Origin of the sequence: Aureimonas sp. SA4125 (assembly GCF_019973775.1) — a bacterium.
Taxonomy (GTDB): domain Bacteria; phylum Pseudomonadota; class Alphaproteobacteria; order Rhizobiales; family Rhizobiaceae; genus Plantimonas.
The window spans coordinates 4,756,206-4,773,635 of sequence record NZ_AP025032.1 but is presented as its reverse complement, the minus strand read 5'-3'; the positions used below and the strand labels follow the sequence as shown (position 1 = coordinate 4,773,635).

The 17,430-nt window shown below is 67.1% G+C and carries 16 protein-coding genes; 13 read left to right on the top strand and 3 right to left on the bottom strand.

The genetic code is table 11. From position 1 onward, the window contains the following. The first annotated feature begins 66 nt into the window (after window positions 1–66). From Sa4125_RS22580 to Sa4125_RS22560, 5 genes are all read left to right on the top strand, one after another. The gene (locus Sa4125_RS22580; protein WP_224001940.1) at window positions 67–501 is read left to right on the top strand and encodes a GFA family protein; all 435 of its coding nucleotides are present in this window, start codon (window positions 67–69) and stop codon (window positions 499–501) included. A gap of 49 nt (window positions 502–550) precedes the next feature. Further along, window positions 551–1,177 carry a transcriptional regulator BetI gene (betI, locus tag Sa4125_RS22575; protein WP_224001939.1) on the top strand — a complete coding sequence of 209 codons (627 nt, stop codon included), beginning with the start codon at window positions 551–553 and terminating at the stop codon, window positions 1,175–1,177. Window positions 1,178–1,241: 64 nt separating this feature from the next. Next, window positions 1,242–2,906: a choline dehydrogenase gene (gene betA, locus Sa4125_RS22570; protein WP_224001937.1), complete on the top strand. Its 1,665-nt coding sequence runs from the start codon at window positions 1,242–1,244 to the stop codon at window positions 2,904–2,906. A 9-nt stretch (window positions 2,907–2,915) separates the two neighbouring features. Then, on the top strand, window positions 2,916–3,959 hold the full coding sequence (locus Sa4125_RS22565) for a small ribosomal subunit Rsm22 family protein (RefSeq protein WP_224001935.1): 1,044 nt from the start codon (window positions 2,916–2,918) through the stop codon (window positions 3,957–3,959). A 124-nt stretch (window positions 3,960–4,083) separates the two neighbouring features. After that, the gene (locus Sa4125_RS22560; RefSeq protein ID WP_224001933.1) at window positions 4,084–6,249 is read left to right on the top strand and encodes a malate synthase G; all 2,166 of its coding nucleotides are present in this window, start codon (window positions 4,084–4,086) and stop codon (window positions 6,247–6,249) included. Between the two features lie 33 nt (window positions 6,250–6,282). Here the strand turns inward: Sa4125_RS22560 and Sa4125_RS22555 are convergent, their stop codons facing one another. Together Sa4125_RS22555 and Sa4125_RS22550 are read right to left on the bottom strand one after the other, a co-directional pair. After that, a complete protein-coding gene (locus Sa4125_RS22555; protein ID WP_224001932.1) occupies window positions 6,283–6,606 on the bottom strand; it encodes a multidrug efflux SMR transporter in 324 nt (107 codons plus the stop codon). A gap of 151 nt (window positions 6,607–6,757) precedes the next feature. After that, window positions 6,758–8,371 carry a pilus assembly protein gene (locus Sa4125_RS22550; RefSeq protein ID WP_224001930.1) on the bottom strand — a complete coding sequence of 538 codons (1,614 nt, stop codon included), beginning with the start codon at window positions 8,369–8,371 and terminating at the stop codon, window positions 6,758–6,760. Window positions 8,372–8,521: 150 nt separating this feature from the next. Between Sa4125_RS22550 and Sa4125_RS22545 the strand changes: the two genes are divergently transcribed. Further along, window positions 8,522–9,214: a ceramidase domain-containing protein gene (locus Sa4125_RS22545; RefSeq protein ID WP_224001928.1), complete on the top strand. Its 693-nt coding sequence runs from the start codon at window positions 8,522–8,524 to the stop codon at window positions 9,212–9,214. Between the two features lie 181 nt (window positions 9,215–9,395). On the opposite strand, the gene Sa4125_RS22540 is transcribed toward Sa4125_RS22545, so the two are convergent. Beyond that, a complete protein-coding gene (locus Sa4125_RS22540) occupies window positions 9,396–10,178 on the bottom strand; it encodes a L,D-transpeptidase (protein ID WP_224001926.1) in 783 nt (260 codons plus the stop codon). 240 nt (window positions 10,179–10,418) lie between these two features. On the opposite strand from Sa4125_RS22540, the gene cueR reads away from it, so the two are divergent. The 7 genes from cueR to Sa4125_RS22505 all read left to right on the top strand — a co-directional run bounded on the left by cueR (window position 10,419) and on the right by Sa4125_RS22505 (window position 17,238). Further along, a complete protein-coding gene (gene cueR / locus Sa4125_RS22535; RefSeq protein WP_224001924.1) occupies window positions 10,419–10,838 on the top strand; it encodes a Cu(I)-responsive transcriptional regulator in 420 nt (139 codons plus the stop codon). A gap of 64 nt (window positions 10,839–10,902) precedes the next feature. Beyond that, the gene (locus Sa4125_RS22530; RefSeq protein ID WP_224001922.1) at window positions 10,903–11,394 is read left to right on the top strand and encodes an MmcB family DNA repair protein; all 492 of its coding nucleotides are present in this window, start codon (window positions 10,903–10,905) and stop codon (window positions 11,392–11,394) included. 473 nt (window positions 11,395–11,867) lie between these two features. Further along, window positions 11,868–13,790 (top strand): molecular chaperone DnaK, encoded by a 1,923-nt coding sequence (dnaK, locus tag Sa4125_RS22525; RefSeq protein WP_224001920.1) that lies wholly within the window; start codon window positions 11,868–11,870, stop codon window positions 13,788–13,790. 298 nt (window positions 13,791–14,088) lie between these two features. Beyond that, window positions 14,089–15,234, top strand: a complete 1,146-nt coding sequence (gene dnaJ, locus Sa4125_RS22520; protein WP_224001918.1) for a molecular chaperone DnaJ — start codon at window positions 14,089–14,091, stop codon at window positions 15,232–15,234. A 120-nt stretch (window positions 15,235–15,354) separates the two neighbouring features. After that, on the top strand, window positions 15,355–15,966 hold the full coding sequence (locus Sa4125_RS22515) for an rRNA adenine N-6-methyltransferase family protein (protein ID WP_224001917.1): 612 nt from the start codon (window positions 15,355–15,357) through the stop codon (window positions 15,964–15,966). Window positions 15,967–15,996: 30 nt separating this feature from the next. Then, window positions 15,997–16,626, top strand: coding sequence for a methyltransferase domain-containing protein (locus Sa4125_RS22510; RefSeq protein WP_224001915.1), 630 nt, complete (start codon window positions 15,997–15,999; stop codon window positions 16,624–16,626). A 24-nt stretch (window positions 16,627–16,650) separates the two neighbouring features. Beyond that, complete coding sequence (locus Sa4125_RS22505) at window positions 16,651–17,238, top strand: NAD(P)H-dependent oxidoreductase (protein ID WP_224001912.1); 588 nt, start codon at window positions 16,651–16,653, stop codon at window positions 17,236–17,238. Window positions 17,239–17,430 lie beyond the last annotated feature (192 nt).

The window sequence follows — 17,430 nt, the reverse complement described above, 5'->3', positions numbered from 1 at the left end:
TCTCGACGCCGGCGCAAGGACCGCCCCATCGTGACGTCGATCGGGGCACCCGAGGGAGAGCCAGGCATGGACACATTGACCGGCGGCTGCCTGTGCGGAGACGTGCGGATCACCGCTTGCGGATCACCCTACCGGGTCGGCCTCTGCCATTGCCTCGACTGCCGCAAGCATCACGGCGCGCTTTTCCACGCCTCCGCGATCTTCCCGCAGGATGCCGTCGTGGTCGCCGGGGAGACGCGCGACTATGCCGGGCGGCATTTCTGTCCGCGCTGCGGTTCGCCCGTCTTCGGGCGCAGCGGCGACGAGGTCGAAGTCCATCTCGGCTCCTTCGACGCCCCCGACCAGTTCGTGCCGACCTATGAGCTCTGGACCCTCCGGCGCGAATCCTGGCTGCCGCCCTTTCCGCTGGCACAGCGTTACGAGCGCGACCGCGACGCGACGCGGCGCGACGAAGACGGGAATGGAGACGTCGGTTCCCACCCCCCAAAAATGGTTGATTGATCAGTCAATCAATCGGCCCTAAAAGCGCTCTCGAACAGAGGGTGGAGCCATGTCCAAGGGCGAAATCGAACGACAGCGGCGCGGAGCCTTGATCAGGGCGGCGATCGGCGCGATCGACGGCGAGGGATCGCTCGGCGTGACCATGGCCGAGATCGCCCGGCGAGCCGCCGTGTCGCCGGCGCTGGCGCATCACTATTTCGGCGCCAAGGACGATCTGATGCTGGCGGCCATGCGTCATCTCCTTGGCGAATACCGCGGCGGCGTGACGGAACGCCTGCGCGCCGCCGAGACGCCGCGGGCCAGGATCTCGGCGATTCTCGAAGGATCATTCGATCCGCGTCAGTTCACCGGCGAGGCGGTCGCGGCCTGGCTGGTCTTCTATCTCCACGCCCGGCGCAATGCCGAAGCGGCCAGGCTGCTCGCGATCTATTTCCGGCGGCTGGAATCCAATCTGGTCGCCGCGCTGACGCCCCTTGTCGGCCGCACCGCCGCTCGTCCGATCGCCCAGGCGGCCGGATCGCTGATCGATGGCGTCTGGCTGCGCCACGCTCTCGCGCCACATGGCGGCGATGCGGCCGTCCATGCCCCCACCCGCCAAGCAGCAGCCGCGGTCGTCGAGCGCTTCATCGACAGCGAAATTTCTGCCGCCATCGGTATCGATTCGCCGACGAAATGATCCGTTTCGTATCCGTTACAAATTTGCCTTCCAAAGACAGACCTGATCCTCACCGGAGACTTGCATGCGTATCATCGCCGAAGCGGATTATGTCGTCGTCGGATCCGGCTCGGCCGGTGCGGCGCTCGCCTACAGGCTGTCGGAGCACGGTCGCTACGACGTCATCGTCGTCGAGGCCGGCGGAACGGATGCCGGGCCCTTCATCCAGATGCCGGGCGCGCTGTCCTTTCCCATGAACATGAAGCGCTACGACTGGGGCTATCGCGCCGAGCCCGAGAAAACGCTCGGCAACCGCCGGCTGGCGACGCCGCGCGGCAAGGTGATCGGCGGCTCCTCCTCGATCAACGGCATGGTCTATGTCCGCGGCCATGCCCGCGACTTCGACCACTGGGCCGAGTCGGGCGCGACAGGCTGGGCGCATCGCGACGTTCTCCCCTATTTCAAGCGCATGGAGGCGATGGAAGAGGGCGACCCGGTCTGGCGCGGCCTCGACGGGCCTTTGCACATGAAGCGCGGCGCCATGCTGAATCCGCTCTATCGGGCTTTCATCGAGGCGGGGCGCGAAGCCGGCTTTCCCGTCACCGACGACTACAACGGCGCGCAGCAGGAGGGCTTCGGCCCGATGCAGCACACCATCTGGCGCGGCCGCCGCTGGTCGACGGCGAACGCCTATCTCCGGCCCGCGATCCGGCGCGGCAACTGCCGGCTGATCAACGCCGAGGCGGTGAATGTCGTCTTCGACGGCGTCAAGGCGACCGGCGTGAAGGTTCGGCGCGGGCGCCGGCTGCCGGGGATCATCCGGGCGCGGCGGGAAGTGGTGCTGGCCGCCGGCGCGATCAACTCGCCGCTCCTTCTCCTGCGCTCGGGGCTGGGGGCGCCGGAGGAACTGAAGGCCGCCGGCATCGAGCCGCTCGTCTCGCGGCCGGGCGTCGGGCGCAATCTCCAGGATCATCTCGAGGTCTATATCCAGCAGGAATGCACGCAGCCGATCACCCTCAACGGCTACCTCAACCTCTTCGCCAAGGGCCGCGTCGGTCTGGAATGGATGCTGCTGCACACCGGCCATGGCGCCACGAACCATTTCGAGGCCTGCGGCTTCGTCCGCTCTGCCCCAGGCGTCGACTATCCCGACATCCAGTATCACTTCATTCCGGCCGCCGTGCGCTACGACGGCACTTCGGCCGCGCCCGGCCACGGGTTCCAGGCGCATGTCGGGCCGATGCGGTCGAAATCGCGCGGCAGCATCAAGCTCACCGGCCCCTCCTCCTCCGACGCGCCGTCGATCCGCTTCAACTATATGAGCCAGCCCGAGGACTGGACCGATTTTCGCACTGCCGTGCGTCTCACCCGCGAGCTTTTCGCGCAGAATGCGTTTGCGCCCTATCGGGGCCGGGAGATCCAGCCAGGCGCCGCGGTCGAGAGCGACGACGCGATCGACGCCTTCATCGCCGAGCATGCCGAGAGCGCCTATCACCCCTGCGGCGCCTGCCGCATGGGCGCCGCCGACGATCCGCTGGCGGTGGTCGACCCGGAATGCCGCGTCATCGGCACGCAAAACCTGCGCGTCGCCGATTCCTCGATTTTTCCACGCATCACCAACGGCAATCTGAACGGCCCCTCGATCATGGTCGGCGAGAAGGCCGCAGACCATATCCTCGGGGTTCCGATGCTGCCGTCCCTCGACCTCGTCGCCTGGCAGCATCCGCGCTGGCAGGAACACCAGCGATGAGCGCGGCCCGTGGCTGAGCTTCCCGCAGCGCTCGGCGCGGCGATCGACGCGCTGATGGAAGGGCGCCAGCGCGGCGATCTTCATGCGCGGGCGGGAAGGATTTCGCACGCCTATCGCGCCGGGGCGACGTCGACCGGCGTCGTCCGCGAGGCGGGCGACGCGCTGGCCTATGCCGTGAGCCGCCTGCCGGCGACCTATGCAGCCGTGCGCCACGTTCTCGACCGCCTCGTCGAGCGCTGTCCGGACTTCGCGCCCGCCTCGGGGCTCGACGTCGGCGCGGGTCCCGGCACCGCCAGCTGGGCGATGGCCGAGGCTTTTCCGACCCTGTCGGCGCTGACGCAGGTCGACTGCAACCGCGCTTTCCTCGACCTCGCCCGGACGCTCGCAGCGGATGCGGTAAGTACGGCCTTGCGCCAGCCGGTCCAGCGTCTCGCCGATCTCGTTGGCAAGGCGCCGCTGCCGCAAAGCGACCTCGTCGTCCTCGGCTATGCCCTTGCCGAACTCGCGCAACCCTCGCAGGGAGAGGTCGTGGAACGTCTCTGGGCGGCGACCGCCGGGGCCCTCGTGATCGTCGAGCCGGGAACACCCGCCGGCTATCAGCGCATCCTCGCCGCTCGCGACGTCCTGATCGGGCTCCAGGCGAAGATCCTCGCGCCCTGTCCGCACCAGGCGCCCTGCCCGCTCGTTGCGCCGGACTGGTGCCATTTTGCCGTGCGCCTCTCCCGCAGCCGCGACCACATGGCGGCCAAGGCCGCGACGCTCGGCTACGAGGATGAAAAGTTCTCCTATCTCGTCGCCGTGCGCCCGGCGCTGTTCAAGGAGGCTAACGCCGGCCGCATCCTCGACCGGCCCGAAACCTCGAAGATCGCGGTCGCGGCCAAGCTTTGCGGCACCGACGGCACGGTCGCGGTGGCCCTCGTTCCCAGGCGGCAGAAGCCGGCCTACGCCGCCGCGCGGCGGCTGCGATGGGGGGACGAGCTGCGGCTGGGGAGAAACGCGGCCGAGGCCGACGCAAGCCCCGAGCCCGACGCCTCGCCCGATTGTCTGGATTGACAGACGCGTCGTCATGGCCGACTTCCCGGCGACGTCGATCCGGCGACAGGCGATGCTGCTTCCCCCTGACGTCCGCAAAAGCGGACCGTGCCGCCCGCTTGCCGAAAGCCTCAAGGAGAAGAACATGTCCGACACGATCGAGATTCATGGCCTGACGGTCGCCGCCGAGCTGAAGACCTTCATCGACACGGAAGCGCTGCCGGGAACCGGGGTGGAGCCCGATCGCTTCTGGAAGGGCTTTGCCGACATCCTCGACGATCTCGCGCCGAAGAACCGCGCGCTGCTCGCCGTCCGCGACCGGCTGCAGGCAGAGATCGACGACTGGCACAAGGCCCGCCGCGGAAAGCCGGTCGACGCCCCCGGTTACCGCGCCTTCCTGCAGGAGATCGGTTACCTCCAGAGCGAAGGTCCCGACTTCCAGATCGAGACCGCCAATGTCGATCCGGAGATCGCGACGATCCCCGGACCGCAGCTCGTCGTGCCGCTGATGAACGCGCGCTACACGCTGAACGCCGCCAATGCGCGCTGGACCTCGCTCTACGACGCGCTGTACGGCACCGACGCGATGGGCGACGCCCCGCCGTCCGGCCCCTATGACCGGGCCCGCGGCGCGCGCGTCGTGTCCTGGGCGAAGGGTTTTCTCGACGGCGTCGCGCCGCTCGACCGCGTCAGCCACATCGACGTCACCGCTTATGCCGTCGAGGGCGGCTCGCTGGTCGCCGACTTTGGCGGTCCGAAGAAGGCCATGCTGAAGACCCCCGACGCCTTCGCCGGCTATGTCGGCGATCCCGCCGCACCGACCGCGGTGCTGTTCAAGCAGAATGGCCTGCACATCGAGGTGCAGATCGACGCCGAGAACCGGATCGGCTCGCGCGACCGCGCCCACGTCGCCGACATGCTGATGGAATCGGCGATCTCGACGATCTGCGACTGCGAGGATTCGATCGCCGCGGTCGATGCCGAGGACAAGACCGCCGTCTACCGCAACTGGCTCGGCCTGATGAAGGGCGACCTCGAGGATTCCTTCGAGAAGGCCGGCAAGACGGTGACGCGCCGCCTGAACCCCGACCGCAGCTATACCGCGCCCGACGGCTCGTCGCTGACGCTGCCCGGCCGCTCGCTGCTCTTGATCCGCAATGTCGGCCACCTCATGACCAATCCGGCGATCCACCTGAAGGACGGGTCCGAGGTGCCGGAAGGCATCATGGATGCGATGGTGACGGGGATGATCGCCCTGCACGATCTGAAGAAGACGGACGGCCTGCGCAATTCGCGCGCCGGCTCGGTCTACATCGTCAAGCCGAAGATGCACGGGCCGGAGGAGGTCGCCTTCTCGGCCGAGATCTTCGGCCGCGTCGAGGCGGTGCTGGGGCTGGCCGAGAACACAATCAAGATGGGCATCATGGACGAGGAGCGCCGGACCACGGTGAACCTCAAGGAGTGCATCCGCGCGGCAAAGCACCGCGTCTTCTTCATCAACACCGGCTTCCTCGACCGCACCGGCGACGAAATGCACACGTCGATGGAAGCGGGGCCGATGGTGCGCAAGACGGTGATGAAGGACCGCACCTGGATCGGCGCCTACGAGGACTGGAACGTCGACATCGGCCTTCTTTGCGGCCTCAAGGGCAAGGCGCAGATCGGCAAGGGCATGTGGGCGATGCCGGCCAAGATGCATGACATGCTGGCGGTCAAGATCGGCCATCCGCAGGCCGGCGCCAACTGCGCCTGGGTGCCGAGCCCGACCGCCGCGACGCTGCACGCCACGCACTACCACCGCGTCGACGTGCTCGCCTGGCAGGACAACATCGCCGCCAAGGGTCGCCGCGCGATCCTGTCCGACATCCTGACCATCCCGCTCGCCGGCCGCGCCAACTGGCCGAACGAGCAGATCGTCGCCGAGGTCGAGAACAATGCGCAGGGCATTCTCGGCTATGTCGTGCGCTGGGTCGATCAGGGCGTCGGCTGCTCCACGGTGCCCGACATCAACGATGTCGGCCTGATGGAGGACCGCGCGACATGCCGCATTTCCTCGCAGCACATCGCCAACTGGCTGCACCACGGCGTCGTCTCGAAGGACGAGGTGATGGCGGCGATGCAGAAGATGGCGGCGAAGGTCGACGCGCAGAACGCCGGCGACCCGGCCTATGAGAACATGGCGCCCGACTTCGACGGCTCGATCGCCTTCCAGGCCGCCTGCGACCTCGTCTTCAAGGGGCGCGAGCAGCCGAACGGCTACACCGAGCCGGTCCTTCACCGCCGCCGGCTGGAAAAGAAGGCGCGCGGCTGAGAGAGGGCCGAGGGTAGCCCGCCCGTTCGCAGCTCATGCCTCGGGTGTGGCGACCTTCATCAGCACCAGACCGGACAGGATCAGCCCCGCCGCGGCGAGCCGCAGCGGGGTGACGGCCTCGCCGAGGAAGAGGATGCCGGCGGCAAAGGCGCCGATCGCGCCGATGCCGGTCCAGATCGGGTAGGCCGTGCCGAGCGGCAGGGTCTTCATCGCGGCCGCCAGAAGAGCAAAGCTCGCGAGCATGGCCGTGGCGGTGACGAGGCTCGGCAGGAGCCGGGTGAAGCCGTGCGACTGCTTCATCGACAGCGACCAGACGATTTCGAGAAACCCTGCCGCCAGGAGCATGGTCCAGGCCATGATCGGCCCTCCTTCCGGAAAGCCGGGACGTCCCGGTCGAAAAGGCCCGCAAGGGGGAGGGCGTGGCCTCGCCTCCCCGATATGGGCAGGCACGCGGCACGGCACAAGCGCGGCGCCACTCTTACCGGGCCGGACGCCCCACCACCCTGCCCTACGAGGTGATGCGCAGCTTCAGGATGCGCTCGGTGATGGCGTCGAAGATCGCCGGCAGGTCGGACGCGCTCTGGGCGTCGTAGTAGTGTGCGGTGTCGGTGGCGCAGTTCGACAGGAGCGTCGAGCTCGTCTTCGTGTCGAGTTCGAGGCGGATGGTGTAGACCTCCTGGCCCGCCTCCTTCGCACTGGTGCAGGCGGCCAGGGTGTCGGCGTTCATCGCCGCGACGATCTGGGCCTGCTTCACGGCAGCGACATCCTCGCCCTTCTTGGCCGAGCAGTTGCCGTCGCCGTCAGCCTCGTCTTCGTCGTCATCGTCATCGTCGTCGTCGTCGCAGATCTTGCCGTATCCGCCGTTCTTGTACGACTTGTCCCAGCGCCAGTCGCTGAGATAGCCGTAGGCCGAATAGGCCGACCCCTTGGCATTGGCGAGTTGGCGCATCGTATTGTCGCCGTCGGTCAGGAGGACGATGATCTTCTGCACGTCGGCGTCGGGACTGAGGCCTTCGGTGAACGGTTCGGCCGGGGAGAGAACCCGCGCGCCCCAGGCCATGCCCTCGGTGATGTTGGTGTTGCCGGAAGCCTTGAGCTGGGAGATTGCGGCCTTCACCGCGTCGAAATCCGCGGTCAGGGGCGTGATCGGCTGGGCATCGCAGCCGAGATTGGGCCCCTGCGGCGCCAGACCGCCGGGCGGAACACCCACCGGCACGTCGAGGGCGGCCTCGGCATAGCTCGGCACGCCGTTCTTCATCGTCACGCCGAGCCCCGACAAAGTCCTGTCGGTGGAGTAGTTGTTGACGGAGTTCTGCGCCGGTTCGTCCGGAGACAACAGGGGCACGAAGAGCGTCCGCGGCGCGTTCTTCCGCGGCGTCGTATCGTCGACCGAATGGTTCTCCGTGCCGCTTTCGATGCGGGCCTCGACGCAGCCGCGCCATCCCTCCCGCCAGAAGCCGTTCTCGAAGATCCGGGTGCGGCTGACGCCCGTCGGAATGATGCTCCCCGGCAGATGCACAAGGCCGTCCGTGTCGATCCAGGAGGCGTTGAGCTTGTCCTTACCGACATTGACATAGGCCGAGAACGGCACCAGCGCGAAGCGGACGCGGCGGCGCAGGATCTCCGTCGCGCCGAACTGGTCGATCATGGCGGCGGCCGCCTTCTTCATCTCGGCGAGCTTGGTGCCGGACATCGAGCCGGTCGTGTCGAGGACGAGGCCGATCTCGTAGCGCGTCTGCGGATATTCCACCGTGCCGCTGACGCTCGTCGTCATTTCCTTGTAGCCGAGCACGGCCGTCAGGGTCGTCGGCGTCACCACTTCGGCCGAGACCTTCGCGCCGGACTGCGTCAGTTCGACCGTCAGGCTGCGATAGCCCGGCCCGTAATTGGCCAGCAGCATCCGCTCCGCGATCGTGTCGGCCGCCGCCGTGTCGAAGCCGGAGTTCTTGACCACCGAGAGCGCCGCCGAGTCGATCGCTGCCTGCAGGCGGATCCGGTCGGAATACATTCGCGAGATGTCGAGCGCCGCTCCGGACGCAAAGATCAGGGGAATGGCTCCGAGTGCCGCCATGACGGCGAAGTTGCCGCCACGCTGTGACAGGAATTTCCGCAAGGTTTTCATGAGCGCCGCCACATCAACAATAGGCCCATGTGCAACCTATCCGCTAAGGCTTGATGATTAGTGATCGGGAAAGATTCATTTGGATGCGAGCCGGAAGGCTGCTTCAAGCATTCTGGCGGAGAGACACGCCAGCAGTGGGAGGTTCCTTCGATGAACTGGACCGATCCGATCGACGGCTACTGCGAGCGCCTGACCGCGAGTTTCTGGGCCGAGCCGGTGAACGCAGTCTCGAACCTGGCCTTTCTCGTCGCCGCCGGGCTCGGCCTGGCTTTGTGGCGGCGCATCGACCGGCACGGCCGCGGAGCGCGGCAGGCACGGGACTGGGCAAGCCTTGCGCTGGTCGGTGTCGTCGCGGTGATCGGCGTCGGCTCCTTCCTCTTCCACACCTTCGCCAATCTCTGGTCGAGCCTTGCCGACGTCCTTCCCATCGCGGTCTTCATCTATGCCTACTTCGCCCTGGCGCTGTACCGGCTGGTCGGCCTCGGCGCCATCACGGCCGCACTGGGGACGCTGTGCTTCATCGGGCTGTCGCGCTTTGCCGGCGACGTCTTCGGCGGGATCGTCGGCAGCTCGGCATCCTATGTGCCGGCGCTCCTCGCGCTGTTCGCGATCGGCCTGGCACTCCTCGCCAGGCGCAAGCCGGAAGGCCCGCTCGTTCTGGCGGCCGGCCTCGTCTTCACCCTGTCGCTGGCGCTGCGCATCGCCGACGCCCCTCTGTGCCCGACATGGCCGGTCGGCACGCATTTCCTGTGGCATGTCCTCAATGCCGTGACGCTTGGCCTGCTGCTCGTCGCCGCCATCCGTCACGGGCCGCGGCGGCGCCCGCGCCGGATCACCGCCTGACGGTTCGCACCCAGCCGGATCGCGCAACGAAAAAGGGCCGGATGCTTCCCCCGAAGCATCCGGCCCAGTGACGGTCCCCCGTCTTCACGTTCTACGGCCCGTCTTCACGTCCGATGGCCCGTCTTTACGTCCGATGGTCAGACTCGGACCTGCCGTCGCGCCGATGGCCGGCGCGGCGCCGTCAGCTCGCCTTAGCGCGGCGCTTGGTCGGCTCCGGCTTGTCCTGGTCGACCAGCCGCTCGCTGCCCTGGAGAACCACGACCCGCGCGCCGAGCGGAATGCGCTCGTAGAGGTCGATGATGTCCTGGTTCATCAGGCGGATGCAGCCCGAGGAAGCGGCGGTGCCGATCGAGCGCCATTCCGGCGAGCCGTGCAGGCGGTAGAGCGTGTCCTTGTTGCCCTGGTAGAGATAGAGCGCGCGGGCGCCGAGCGGGTTGTCGATGCCCGGGTCCATGCCCTTGCCGTCCCGGAACTTTTCCAGATCGTCGCGCCGGTCGATCATTTCCATCGGCGGGAACCAGCGCGGCCAATGCTGCTTGTCGCCGATCTTGGCCTCGCCGGCCCAGGAGAAGCCGGCCTTGCCGACGCCGATGCCGTAGCGCATGGCGGTGCCGCCGCGCTCGATCACATAGAGGAAGCGGTTGCCGGTATCGACGACGACCGTGCCCTCCTCGTAGCCGCCGGCATCGTAGACGACGCGCTGGCGCAGGTATTTCGGATCGATCTTGTCGGAGGGAATCGCCGGCAGGGCGAAATCGCCATCGACGGTGGCGGCGTAGGCCGTCGCCGGCGCGACGCCGAACGAGCGGTCATCGCCGATGCTGGGCGAGGTGTAGGCCGTGATGCGCGACACCGCGACCGCGGTATTCTGCGCGACGACGTTGGAAGAGGTCGCGCAGCCGGACAGAAGGGCGACCGAAACCGCCGCAGCGCCAAGGGTGAGAGACTTCAGACTGAAAGACATGGCGGCGAAATCCAGGGCGTCGGAGTGAGGTTCAGGGGCCGGGCAATACTCGCGCGACGGCAGCCGTTTCCATGTTGTGCGTAGCTTCTGGATAGGCCGTGCCAACGAGTCTGACAACGCCGACAGTAGATACAGTCATGGTTAATAAAGTCTTTGTTGCGACCTGGTCACAGTTGACGTTCGCCGCCGCTGCGACATCTCCGTTGCGGGACGACGTGAAAGACGGATCGAGGACTTCTCATGAACATCGGGGAAGCGTCGCGGCGCTCGGGACTGCCGCCCAAGACCATACGATATTACGAGGAAGTCGGCCTTCTGCGACCGGCCCGGGCAGAAAACGGCTATCGCTCCTATCGCGACCGCGATGTCCACCTACTGCGATTCCTGCAGCGTTCACGCTCGCTCGGCTTCTCGATCGAGGAGGCGCGCAAGCTTCTCGCGCTCTACGCCGACGACAACCGCCACAGCGAGGATGTCCGGTCGATGGCCAGCGGCCGGATGGCGGAGATCGACCGCAAGATCGCCGAGCTGCAGTCGCTCAAGCGCGAGCTGTCGCTTTTGACCGAGCGATGCCCTGGTGGCGAGGGGCCGGATTGCCCGATCCTCGACGAGATCGCCGGAGAGGCCGTCGCCTTTCACAGTCGCCGCGCGGAGGCGTGACGCTTTTATTCCTGATTTGTTCTTCTCGCTTGCCCTCGTTCGAATGGGTGGGCTAGTCTGCCCCATGCCGATCGTCTCGCCCCATTCCTACCAGCCGCTGATCGACGGACGCCAATCCGATCGCGCGATGCTCGTGCGGCGCGGTGTTCAACGGCTGATGATGATGCGGCGGATCGCGGTGCTGCCGGAGGTCTCGCTGGCGTCAGGACGGCGAGCCGATCTCGTCGGGGTCGCCGGCGGCGGCGCCATCCTCATCGTCGAGATCAAGACCTCGGTCCAGGATTTCCGCGTCGATCAGAAATGGCCGCAGTACCGCCTGCACTGCGACCAGCTTTACTTCGCGACCCATCCGGGCGTCCCCCAGGAGATCTTTCCGGAAGACTGTGGGCTGATCGTCACGGACGGCTATGCGGCGGAGATGCTGCGGGACGCGCCGGAGCATCGCCTGGCGCCGGCGCGGCGCAAGGCGCTGACCTTGATGCTTGCCCGTCTCGCCGCCGACCGGTTGATGCAGGCGGAGTGGTCGGCCAATCCGGTGGTCACGTCGCCGCCTTAGCTTGGCCAGTCTCTGCCGCATCGCGGATGCGATGCGGCTCGCGCGTTTCAGCGAAGGCCGAGGAACGACGCGATGACGAGAACCACGACAACCAGGCCGACGAGATAGATGATACCGTTCATGACGCATTTCCTGTTTTGCAGATGGCGAAGTCCGGATGGACGCTCGCCCGGTCCCGGGGCTGTGTGCCGATGGACCGCCGAGTGCCACTCCGGGAAGTAAGTCGAAAACGCGGCAAGGGTTCCGTGTCGCGATGGTCCGATCGCCGACGATGGAAGGCGGGCCCTCGCAAAAATCCGTGCACTCCCAGCCCCATCGTCCGTCTTGCGTGTCCCCCAGCACCTTCATATATACCCACCAGCTTCGGCGGGGCGGTCGCCTCCGGGTGATCCCGCCGGTACAAAAGAATCAGGAGCCGCCATGAGGAACGCCTCGTCGAGGGTCCGGGCGGTTTGCTCAAGAAGGAGAAGAACATGGCGAAGGTGATCGGTATCGACCTTGGCACTACGAATTCCTGTGTCGCCGTCATGGACGGCAAGACCGCGAAGGTCATCGAGAACGCCGAGGGCGCGCGCACGACCCCGTCGATCGTCGCCTTCACCGACGACGGCGAGCGTCTCGTCGGCCAGCCGGCCAAGCGCCAGGCCGTCACCAATCCCGAGGACACGCTGTTTGCGGTCAAGCGCCTGATCGGCCGCCGTTACGAAGACCCGACGGTCGAGAAGGACAAGAAGCTCGTGCCCTTCGGCATCGTGCGCGCCGACAATGGCGACGCCTGGGTCGAGGCGGCCGGCGACAAGTACTCGCCCTCGCAGATCTCGGCCATGATCCTGCAGAAGATGAAGGAGACGGCGGAGGCCTATCTCGGCGAGAAGGTCGACAAGGCCGTCATCACCGTTCCCGCCTACTTCAACGATGCCCAGCGCCAGGCGACCAAGGATGCCGGCAAGATCGCCGGCCTGGAAGTCCTGCGCATCATCAACGAGCCGACGGCAGCCGCGCTCGCCTACGGTCTCGACAAGAACGACGGCAAGACCATCGCGGTCTATGATCTGGGCGGCGGCACCTTCGACGTTTCGGTGCTCGAGATCGGCGACGGCGTGTTCGAAGTGAAGTCGACGAACGGCGACACCTTCCTCGGCGGCGAGGATTTCGACATGCGCCTCGTCGACTACTTCGCGGCCGAGTTCAAGAAGGACCAGGGCATCGACCTGAAGAACGACAAGCTCGCCCTTCAGCGCCTGAAGGAAGCGGCCGAGAAGGCCAAGATCGAGCTGTCCTCCGCCTCGCAGACCGAGATCAACCTGCCCTTCATCACCGCCGACGCCTCCGGGCCGAAGCATCTGACGATGAAGCTGACGCGCTCGAAGTTCGAGAGCCTCGTCGATGATCTCGTGCAGCGCACCGTCGGCCCGTGCAAGTCGGCGCTGAAGGATGCCGGCCTCACCGCCGCGGATATCGACGAGGTCGTTCTCGTCGGCGGCATGAGCCGCATGCCGAAGGTGCAGGAAGTCGTCAAGCAGCTGTTCGGCAAGGAGCCGCACAAGGGCGTCAACCCGGACGAAGTCGTCGCCATGGGTGCGGCCATCCAGGCCGGCGTTCTCCAGGGCGACGTCAAGGACGTCCTCCTTCTCGACGTCACGCCGCTGTCGCTCGGCATCGAGACGCTGGGCGGCGTCTTCACCCGCCTGATCGACCGCAACACGACGATCCCGACGAAGAAGAGCCAGGTCTTCTCGACCGCCGAGGACAGCCAGAACGCCGTGACCATCCAGGTCTTCCAGGGCGAGCGCGAAATGGCCCAGGACAACAAGAGCCTCGGCCGCTTCAACCTCGAGGGCATTCCGCCGGCACCGCGCGGCATGCCGCAGATCGAGGTCACGTTCGACATCGACGCCAACGGCATCGTCAACGTCTCGGCCAAGGACAAGGGCACCAACAAGGAGCAGCGGATCACCATCCAGGCTTCCGGTGGCCTGTCGGATGCCGACATCGAGGCGATGGTGAAGGAAGCCGAGGCCAATGCCGAGAGCGACAAGAAGCGTCGTGCCGCGGTCGAGGCCAAGAACCAGGGCGAGAGCCTCGTCCACTCGGCCGAGAAGTCGCTGGCCGAATACGGCGACCGGGTCTCGGAAGCCGACCGCACCGCAATCTCTTCCGCCATCGCGGATCTGAAGACGGCGCTCGAAGCCTCCGAGCCGGATGCCGAGACGATCAAGGCCAAGAGCGAGATCCTCGCCGCCGCCTCGATGAAGCTTGGTCAGGCCATGTACGAGGCCGCGCAGAACGAGCAGGCCGATGCGGCCGCCCAGCCGACCGGCGATAATTCGCAGGACGACGTGGTCGATGCCGACTTCGAGGAAGTCAACGACGACGACCGCAAGAAGTCGGCCTGACCGCTCGACGGCCAGACAGGAGCCCCGGCGACCGTCGCCGGGGCTTTTTCATGTCCGCTCCCGGCAATGACGCTGGCATGGATGGTGCCTGCGGCGGGAGCGGACGGCGGCGCCCGGGTGCGACTTCGCCAGGGATTGACAAGTCTCGACGGGGCTCGACTGACATGCTCCGGCTTTCCCCCGCGGCATTTGCTATGGTAACGCGCAGCCTACGCCCCCACATCAGGCGCACTGGCAGCACCGCACCCGCGCGTGCCGGAGCTGCCTCGACCTCACGACAAGCGATGGACCCGTCTCGATGAAAGTCGACTATTACGAGATGCTCGGCGTCACCAGGACGTGTGACGACAAGACCTTGAAGACCGCCTTCCGCAAGCTTGCCATGCAGTTCCACCCGGACAAGAATCCCGGCGACACCGCGGCCGAGGCGAAGTTCAAGGAGCTCGGCGAGGCCTACGAGGTCCTGAAGGATCCGCAGAAGCGCGCCGCCTACGATCGCTACGGTCATGCCGCGTTCCAGAATGGCGGCCCCGGCGGCGGCGGCGGCTTCCGCGGCGATTTCGGCTCGTCCATGGCCGACGTCTTCGACGATATTTTTGGCGAGATGATGGGCCAGCGTCGCGGACGCGGCGGCGCGGCGTCCAGCAACGGCCGCGAGCGCGGCTCGGACCTTCGCTACAACATGGAGATCGGCCTCGAAGAGGCCTTCACCGGCAAGACCGCCGAGATCGGCGTGCCGACGACGATCCAGTGCGACGAGTGCACCGGCACCGGCGCCAAGCCCGGCTCGGCGCCGAAAGCCTGCCCGACCTGCGGCGGCGTCGGGCGCGTGCGCGCCGCGCAAGGCTTCTTCTCGATCGAGCGGACCTGTCCCACCTGCCAGGGCCGCGGCCAGATCATCGCCGACCCCTGCGGCAAGTGCGGCGGCGACGGTCGCCTGCCGGAAGAGCGTCAACTCTCGGTGAACATTCCCGCCGGCATCGAGGACGGAACCCGCATCCGCCTCGCCGGCGAGGGCGAGGCCGGCCTGCGCGGCGGCCCGGCGGGCGATCTCTACATCTTCCTGTCCGTGCGCAGCCACGACCTCTTCCAGCGCGAGGGCGCCGACCTCTACTGCACCGTGCCGGTATCGATGACCGCGGCAGCGCTCGGCGGCAGCTTCGAGGTGACGACGCTGGATGGCGCCAAGACAAGGGTGAAGGTGCCCGAAGGCACGCAGAGCGGCACCCAGTTCCGCGTCCGCGGCAAGGGCATGACGGTGCTACGCTCGTCCCAGACCGGCGACCTCTTCATCCAGGTGCAGATCGAGACGCCGCAGAACCTCAACAAGCGCCAGCGTGAACTCCTGGAGGAGTTCCAGCAGACGTCGTCCTCCGACAACTCGCCGCAGTCGACGGGGTTCTTTGCCCGGATGAAGGACTTCTTCGAGGGTCTCACCGATTAGTGGTTGACTGTCGGCCGGCCGACCCGACGTCTCTCCGGCCTCGCCCTCCAAGCGCTCGCCCTGCATGATCAACCTCCCGCCGCGCCCTTCGGCGCTCAGTCTTTCTGGAGACAGGACGCCATGAGAGTCTCCAGTTCCCGCGCCGCGGATCCGCGCAACCGGTCGTCCGACGATGTCCGCTTCTTTCGCGGCTGGCTGCGGCGCCCGCTGGTGATGGGGGCCGTGTCGCCGTCCTCGCGCCGGCTGGGGCGGGCGATGGCCGCCTCTGTGCCGGTCGGGCCCGGAATGGCGGACATGGCGGTGCTGGAGATCGGCCCGGGCACCGGCGCCGTCACGCAGTGCCTCATCGACCGTGGCGTGCCGGAGGAGAGCCTCGTCCTCGCCGAGTATTCGCCGGAGTTCTGCGAGCTTCTCGCCAGCCGCTTCCCCAAGGCCCGGATCGTGCGCGGCGACGCCTACGCGCCGAACGGCGACGTCGAAAAGGCACTCGCAGGGCGCAGCGTCGCCGCCGTCGTCTCGGGCCTGCCGCTCTTCACCAAGCCCGACAGCGTGCGCGAGGCGGTGATCTCGGGATCGCTCGACCGCATGGCGCCGGGCAGTCCCTTCATCCAGTTCTCCTATGCGCTGACCTTGCCCGTGAAGCCCGACCGGATCGGCGCCTCCGTGGAAATCGGCTCCTGGGTGAAACTGAACCTGCCGCCGGCACGCGTCCTCGTCTATCGTCGCGGCTGACCAGAGGACACCGGAAGAAGGATCCTGGACGTGACCGACAACGCGAAAGCTTCATCCGCCGGACGCGGCGGCGACTGGGCCCGCTTTCTCGCCAACTGGGTGCGCCATCCCGGCCAGATGGGCGCGGTCGCGCCGTCTTCGCCGAGCTACTGCGCGATGATGGTTCGGCACGCCAGCACCGATGTCGACGGCCCGATCCTCGAGCTCGGCCCTGGGCTCGGCGTCGTCACCAAGGCGCTGATCGACAAGGGGGTCGCGCCCGAGCGCATCACCTCGATCGAGTATGAAGGCGACTTCGCCCGAACCCTGAAGCAGCGCTTCCCCCGCGTGAACGTCATCCATGGCGACGGCTTCGATCTGGACACGACGCTCGGCGAACGGCGAAACGAAAAGTTTGCCGCGATCCTCCTCGCCATCCCGATCGTCGGCTTCAGCCAGGAGAAGCGGCAGGCCCTCCTGCGCGGCTATTTCGAGCGGCTGCGACCGGGCGGCAACGTCACCCAGCTCTCCTACCTCGTCACCGCTCCGATCAAGCCGCTGCCGGGCGTCTTCACCGTCTCCTCCTCGCCGATCGTCTGGGACAACATTCCCCCGGCGAGGGTCTGGATCTATACGCCCCTGGCGGGAGACACCCGGCCGAGCGCGCCGGTGCCGGCGTGAGGACGGCGGCATGAAGGTCGCGACATGAGCCCGCGCATCCTCGTCCTTCCGGGCTCGCTCCGGCTGGCCTCGGTCAACCGGCTGCTGGCGGCCGAAGCGGCGCGGCAGTTGGCGCTGACGGCGGCCAGCGTTTCGCTGGTCGATCTCGCCGACTATCCGATGCCGATCTATTGCGGCGACGACGAGGACAGCGACGGCCCGCCGGAAGCTGCCCTGCGGCTCGCGGAAATGATCGCGGCGCAGGACGCGCTGCTGATCGTCACGCCGGAATACAACGCCTCGATCCCGCCCCTCCTCAAGAACGCGCTCGACTGGGTCAGCCGGGTACGCAAGATCAGGGGTCGGCCGGTCCAGCCCTTTCGCGGCCTCGTCGTCGCCCTCGCCGCAGCCTCGCCCTCGCGGCTCGGCGGGCTGCGCGCGCTCGTGGCGCTGCGGCCGATCTGCCTCGCGCTCGGCACCGAGGTCCTCACCTCCCAGGTGACGCTCGCCGATACCGGAAACGGCTTCGATGCCGACGGACGCCTGCGCGAGGAGCATGCGCGCCTGTCGCTGGAAACCCTGGTCGAGTCCCTCGTCGGCCATGCGAGGCTGCTCGGCCGCCACCAGTTCTGACCGGGGCTAGAGCATGATCCCGAAAGGTGGCTTCCGGCTTTTGGAACAGATCATGCGAAGACAAAGAGCTGAAGCGGGACGGCAATTCGACGAAAAGCCATCCCGCTTTAGCATCGGCCAGCCATCGCCAGACCCTCAGAACGTTCCGACCCCTCCACAGAGGCCGTCTCCATCTTGACTCCCCGCTGCCCA

What these genes read in the sequence shown, in the direction of transcription:
- Sa4125_RS22580 (WP_224001940.1), top strand. Translation starts at nt 67, where the DNA reads ATGGACACATTGACCGGCGGCTGCCTGTGCGGAGACGTGCGGATCACC.
- betI (WP_224001939.1), top strand. Translation starts at nt 551, where the DNA reads ATGTCCAAGGGCGAAATCGAACGACAGCGGCGCGGAGCCTTGATCAGG.
- betA (WP_224001937.1), top strand. Translation starts at nt 1,242, where the DNA reads ATGCGTATCATCGCCGAAGCGGATTATGTCGTCGTCGGATCCGGCTCG.
- Sa4125_RS22560 (WP_224001933.1), top strand. Translation starts at nt 4,084, where the DNA reads ATGTCCGACACGATCGAGATTCATGGCCTGACGGTCGCCGCCGAGCTG.
- Sa4125_RS22555 (WP_224001932.1), bottom strand. Translation starts at nt 6,606, where the DNA reads ATGGCCTGGACCATGCTCCTGGCGGCAGGGTTTCTCGAAATCGTCTGG.
- Sa4125_RS22550 (WP_224001930.1), bottom strand. Translation starts at nt 8,371, where the DNA reads ATGAAAACCTTGCGGAAATTCCTGTCACAGCGTGGCGGCAACTTCGCC.
- Sa4125_RS22545 (WP_224001928.1), top strand. Translation starts at nt 8,522, where the DNA reads ATGAACTGGACCGATCCGATCGACGGCTACTGCGAGCGCCTGACCGCG.
- Sa4125_RS22540 (WP_224001926.1), bottom strand. Translation starts at nt 10,178, where the DNA reads ATGTCTTTCAGTCTGAAGTCTCTCACCCTTGGCGCTGCGGCGGTTTCG.
- cueR (WP_224001924.1), top strand. Translation starts at nt 10,419, where the DNA reads ATGAACATCGGGGAAGCGTCGCGGCGCTCGGGACTGCCGCCCAAGACC.
- Sa4125_RS22530 (WP_224001922.1), top strand. Translation starts at nt 10,903, where the DNA reads ATGCCGATCGTCTCGCCCCATTCCTACCAGCCGCTGATCGACGGACGC.
- dnaK (WP_224001920.1), top strand. Translation starts at nt 11,868, where the DNA reads ATGGCGAAGGTGATCGGTATCGACCTTGGCACTACGAATTCCTGTGTC.
- dnaJ (WP_224001918.1), top strand. Translation starts at nt 14,089, where the DNA reads ATGAAAGTCGACTATTACGAGATGCTCGGCGTCACCAGGACGTGTGAC.
- Sa4125_RS22515 (WP_224001917.1), top strand. Translation starts at nt 15,355, where the DNA reads ATGAGAGTCTCCAGTTCCCGCGCCGCGGATCCGCGCAACCGGTCGTCC.
- Sa4125_RS22505 (WP_224001912.1), top strand. Translation starts at nt 16,651, where the DNA reads ATGAGCCCGCGCATCCTCGTCCTTCCGGGCTCGCTCCGGCTGGCCTCG.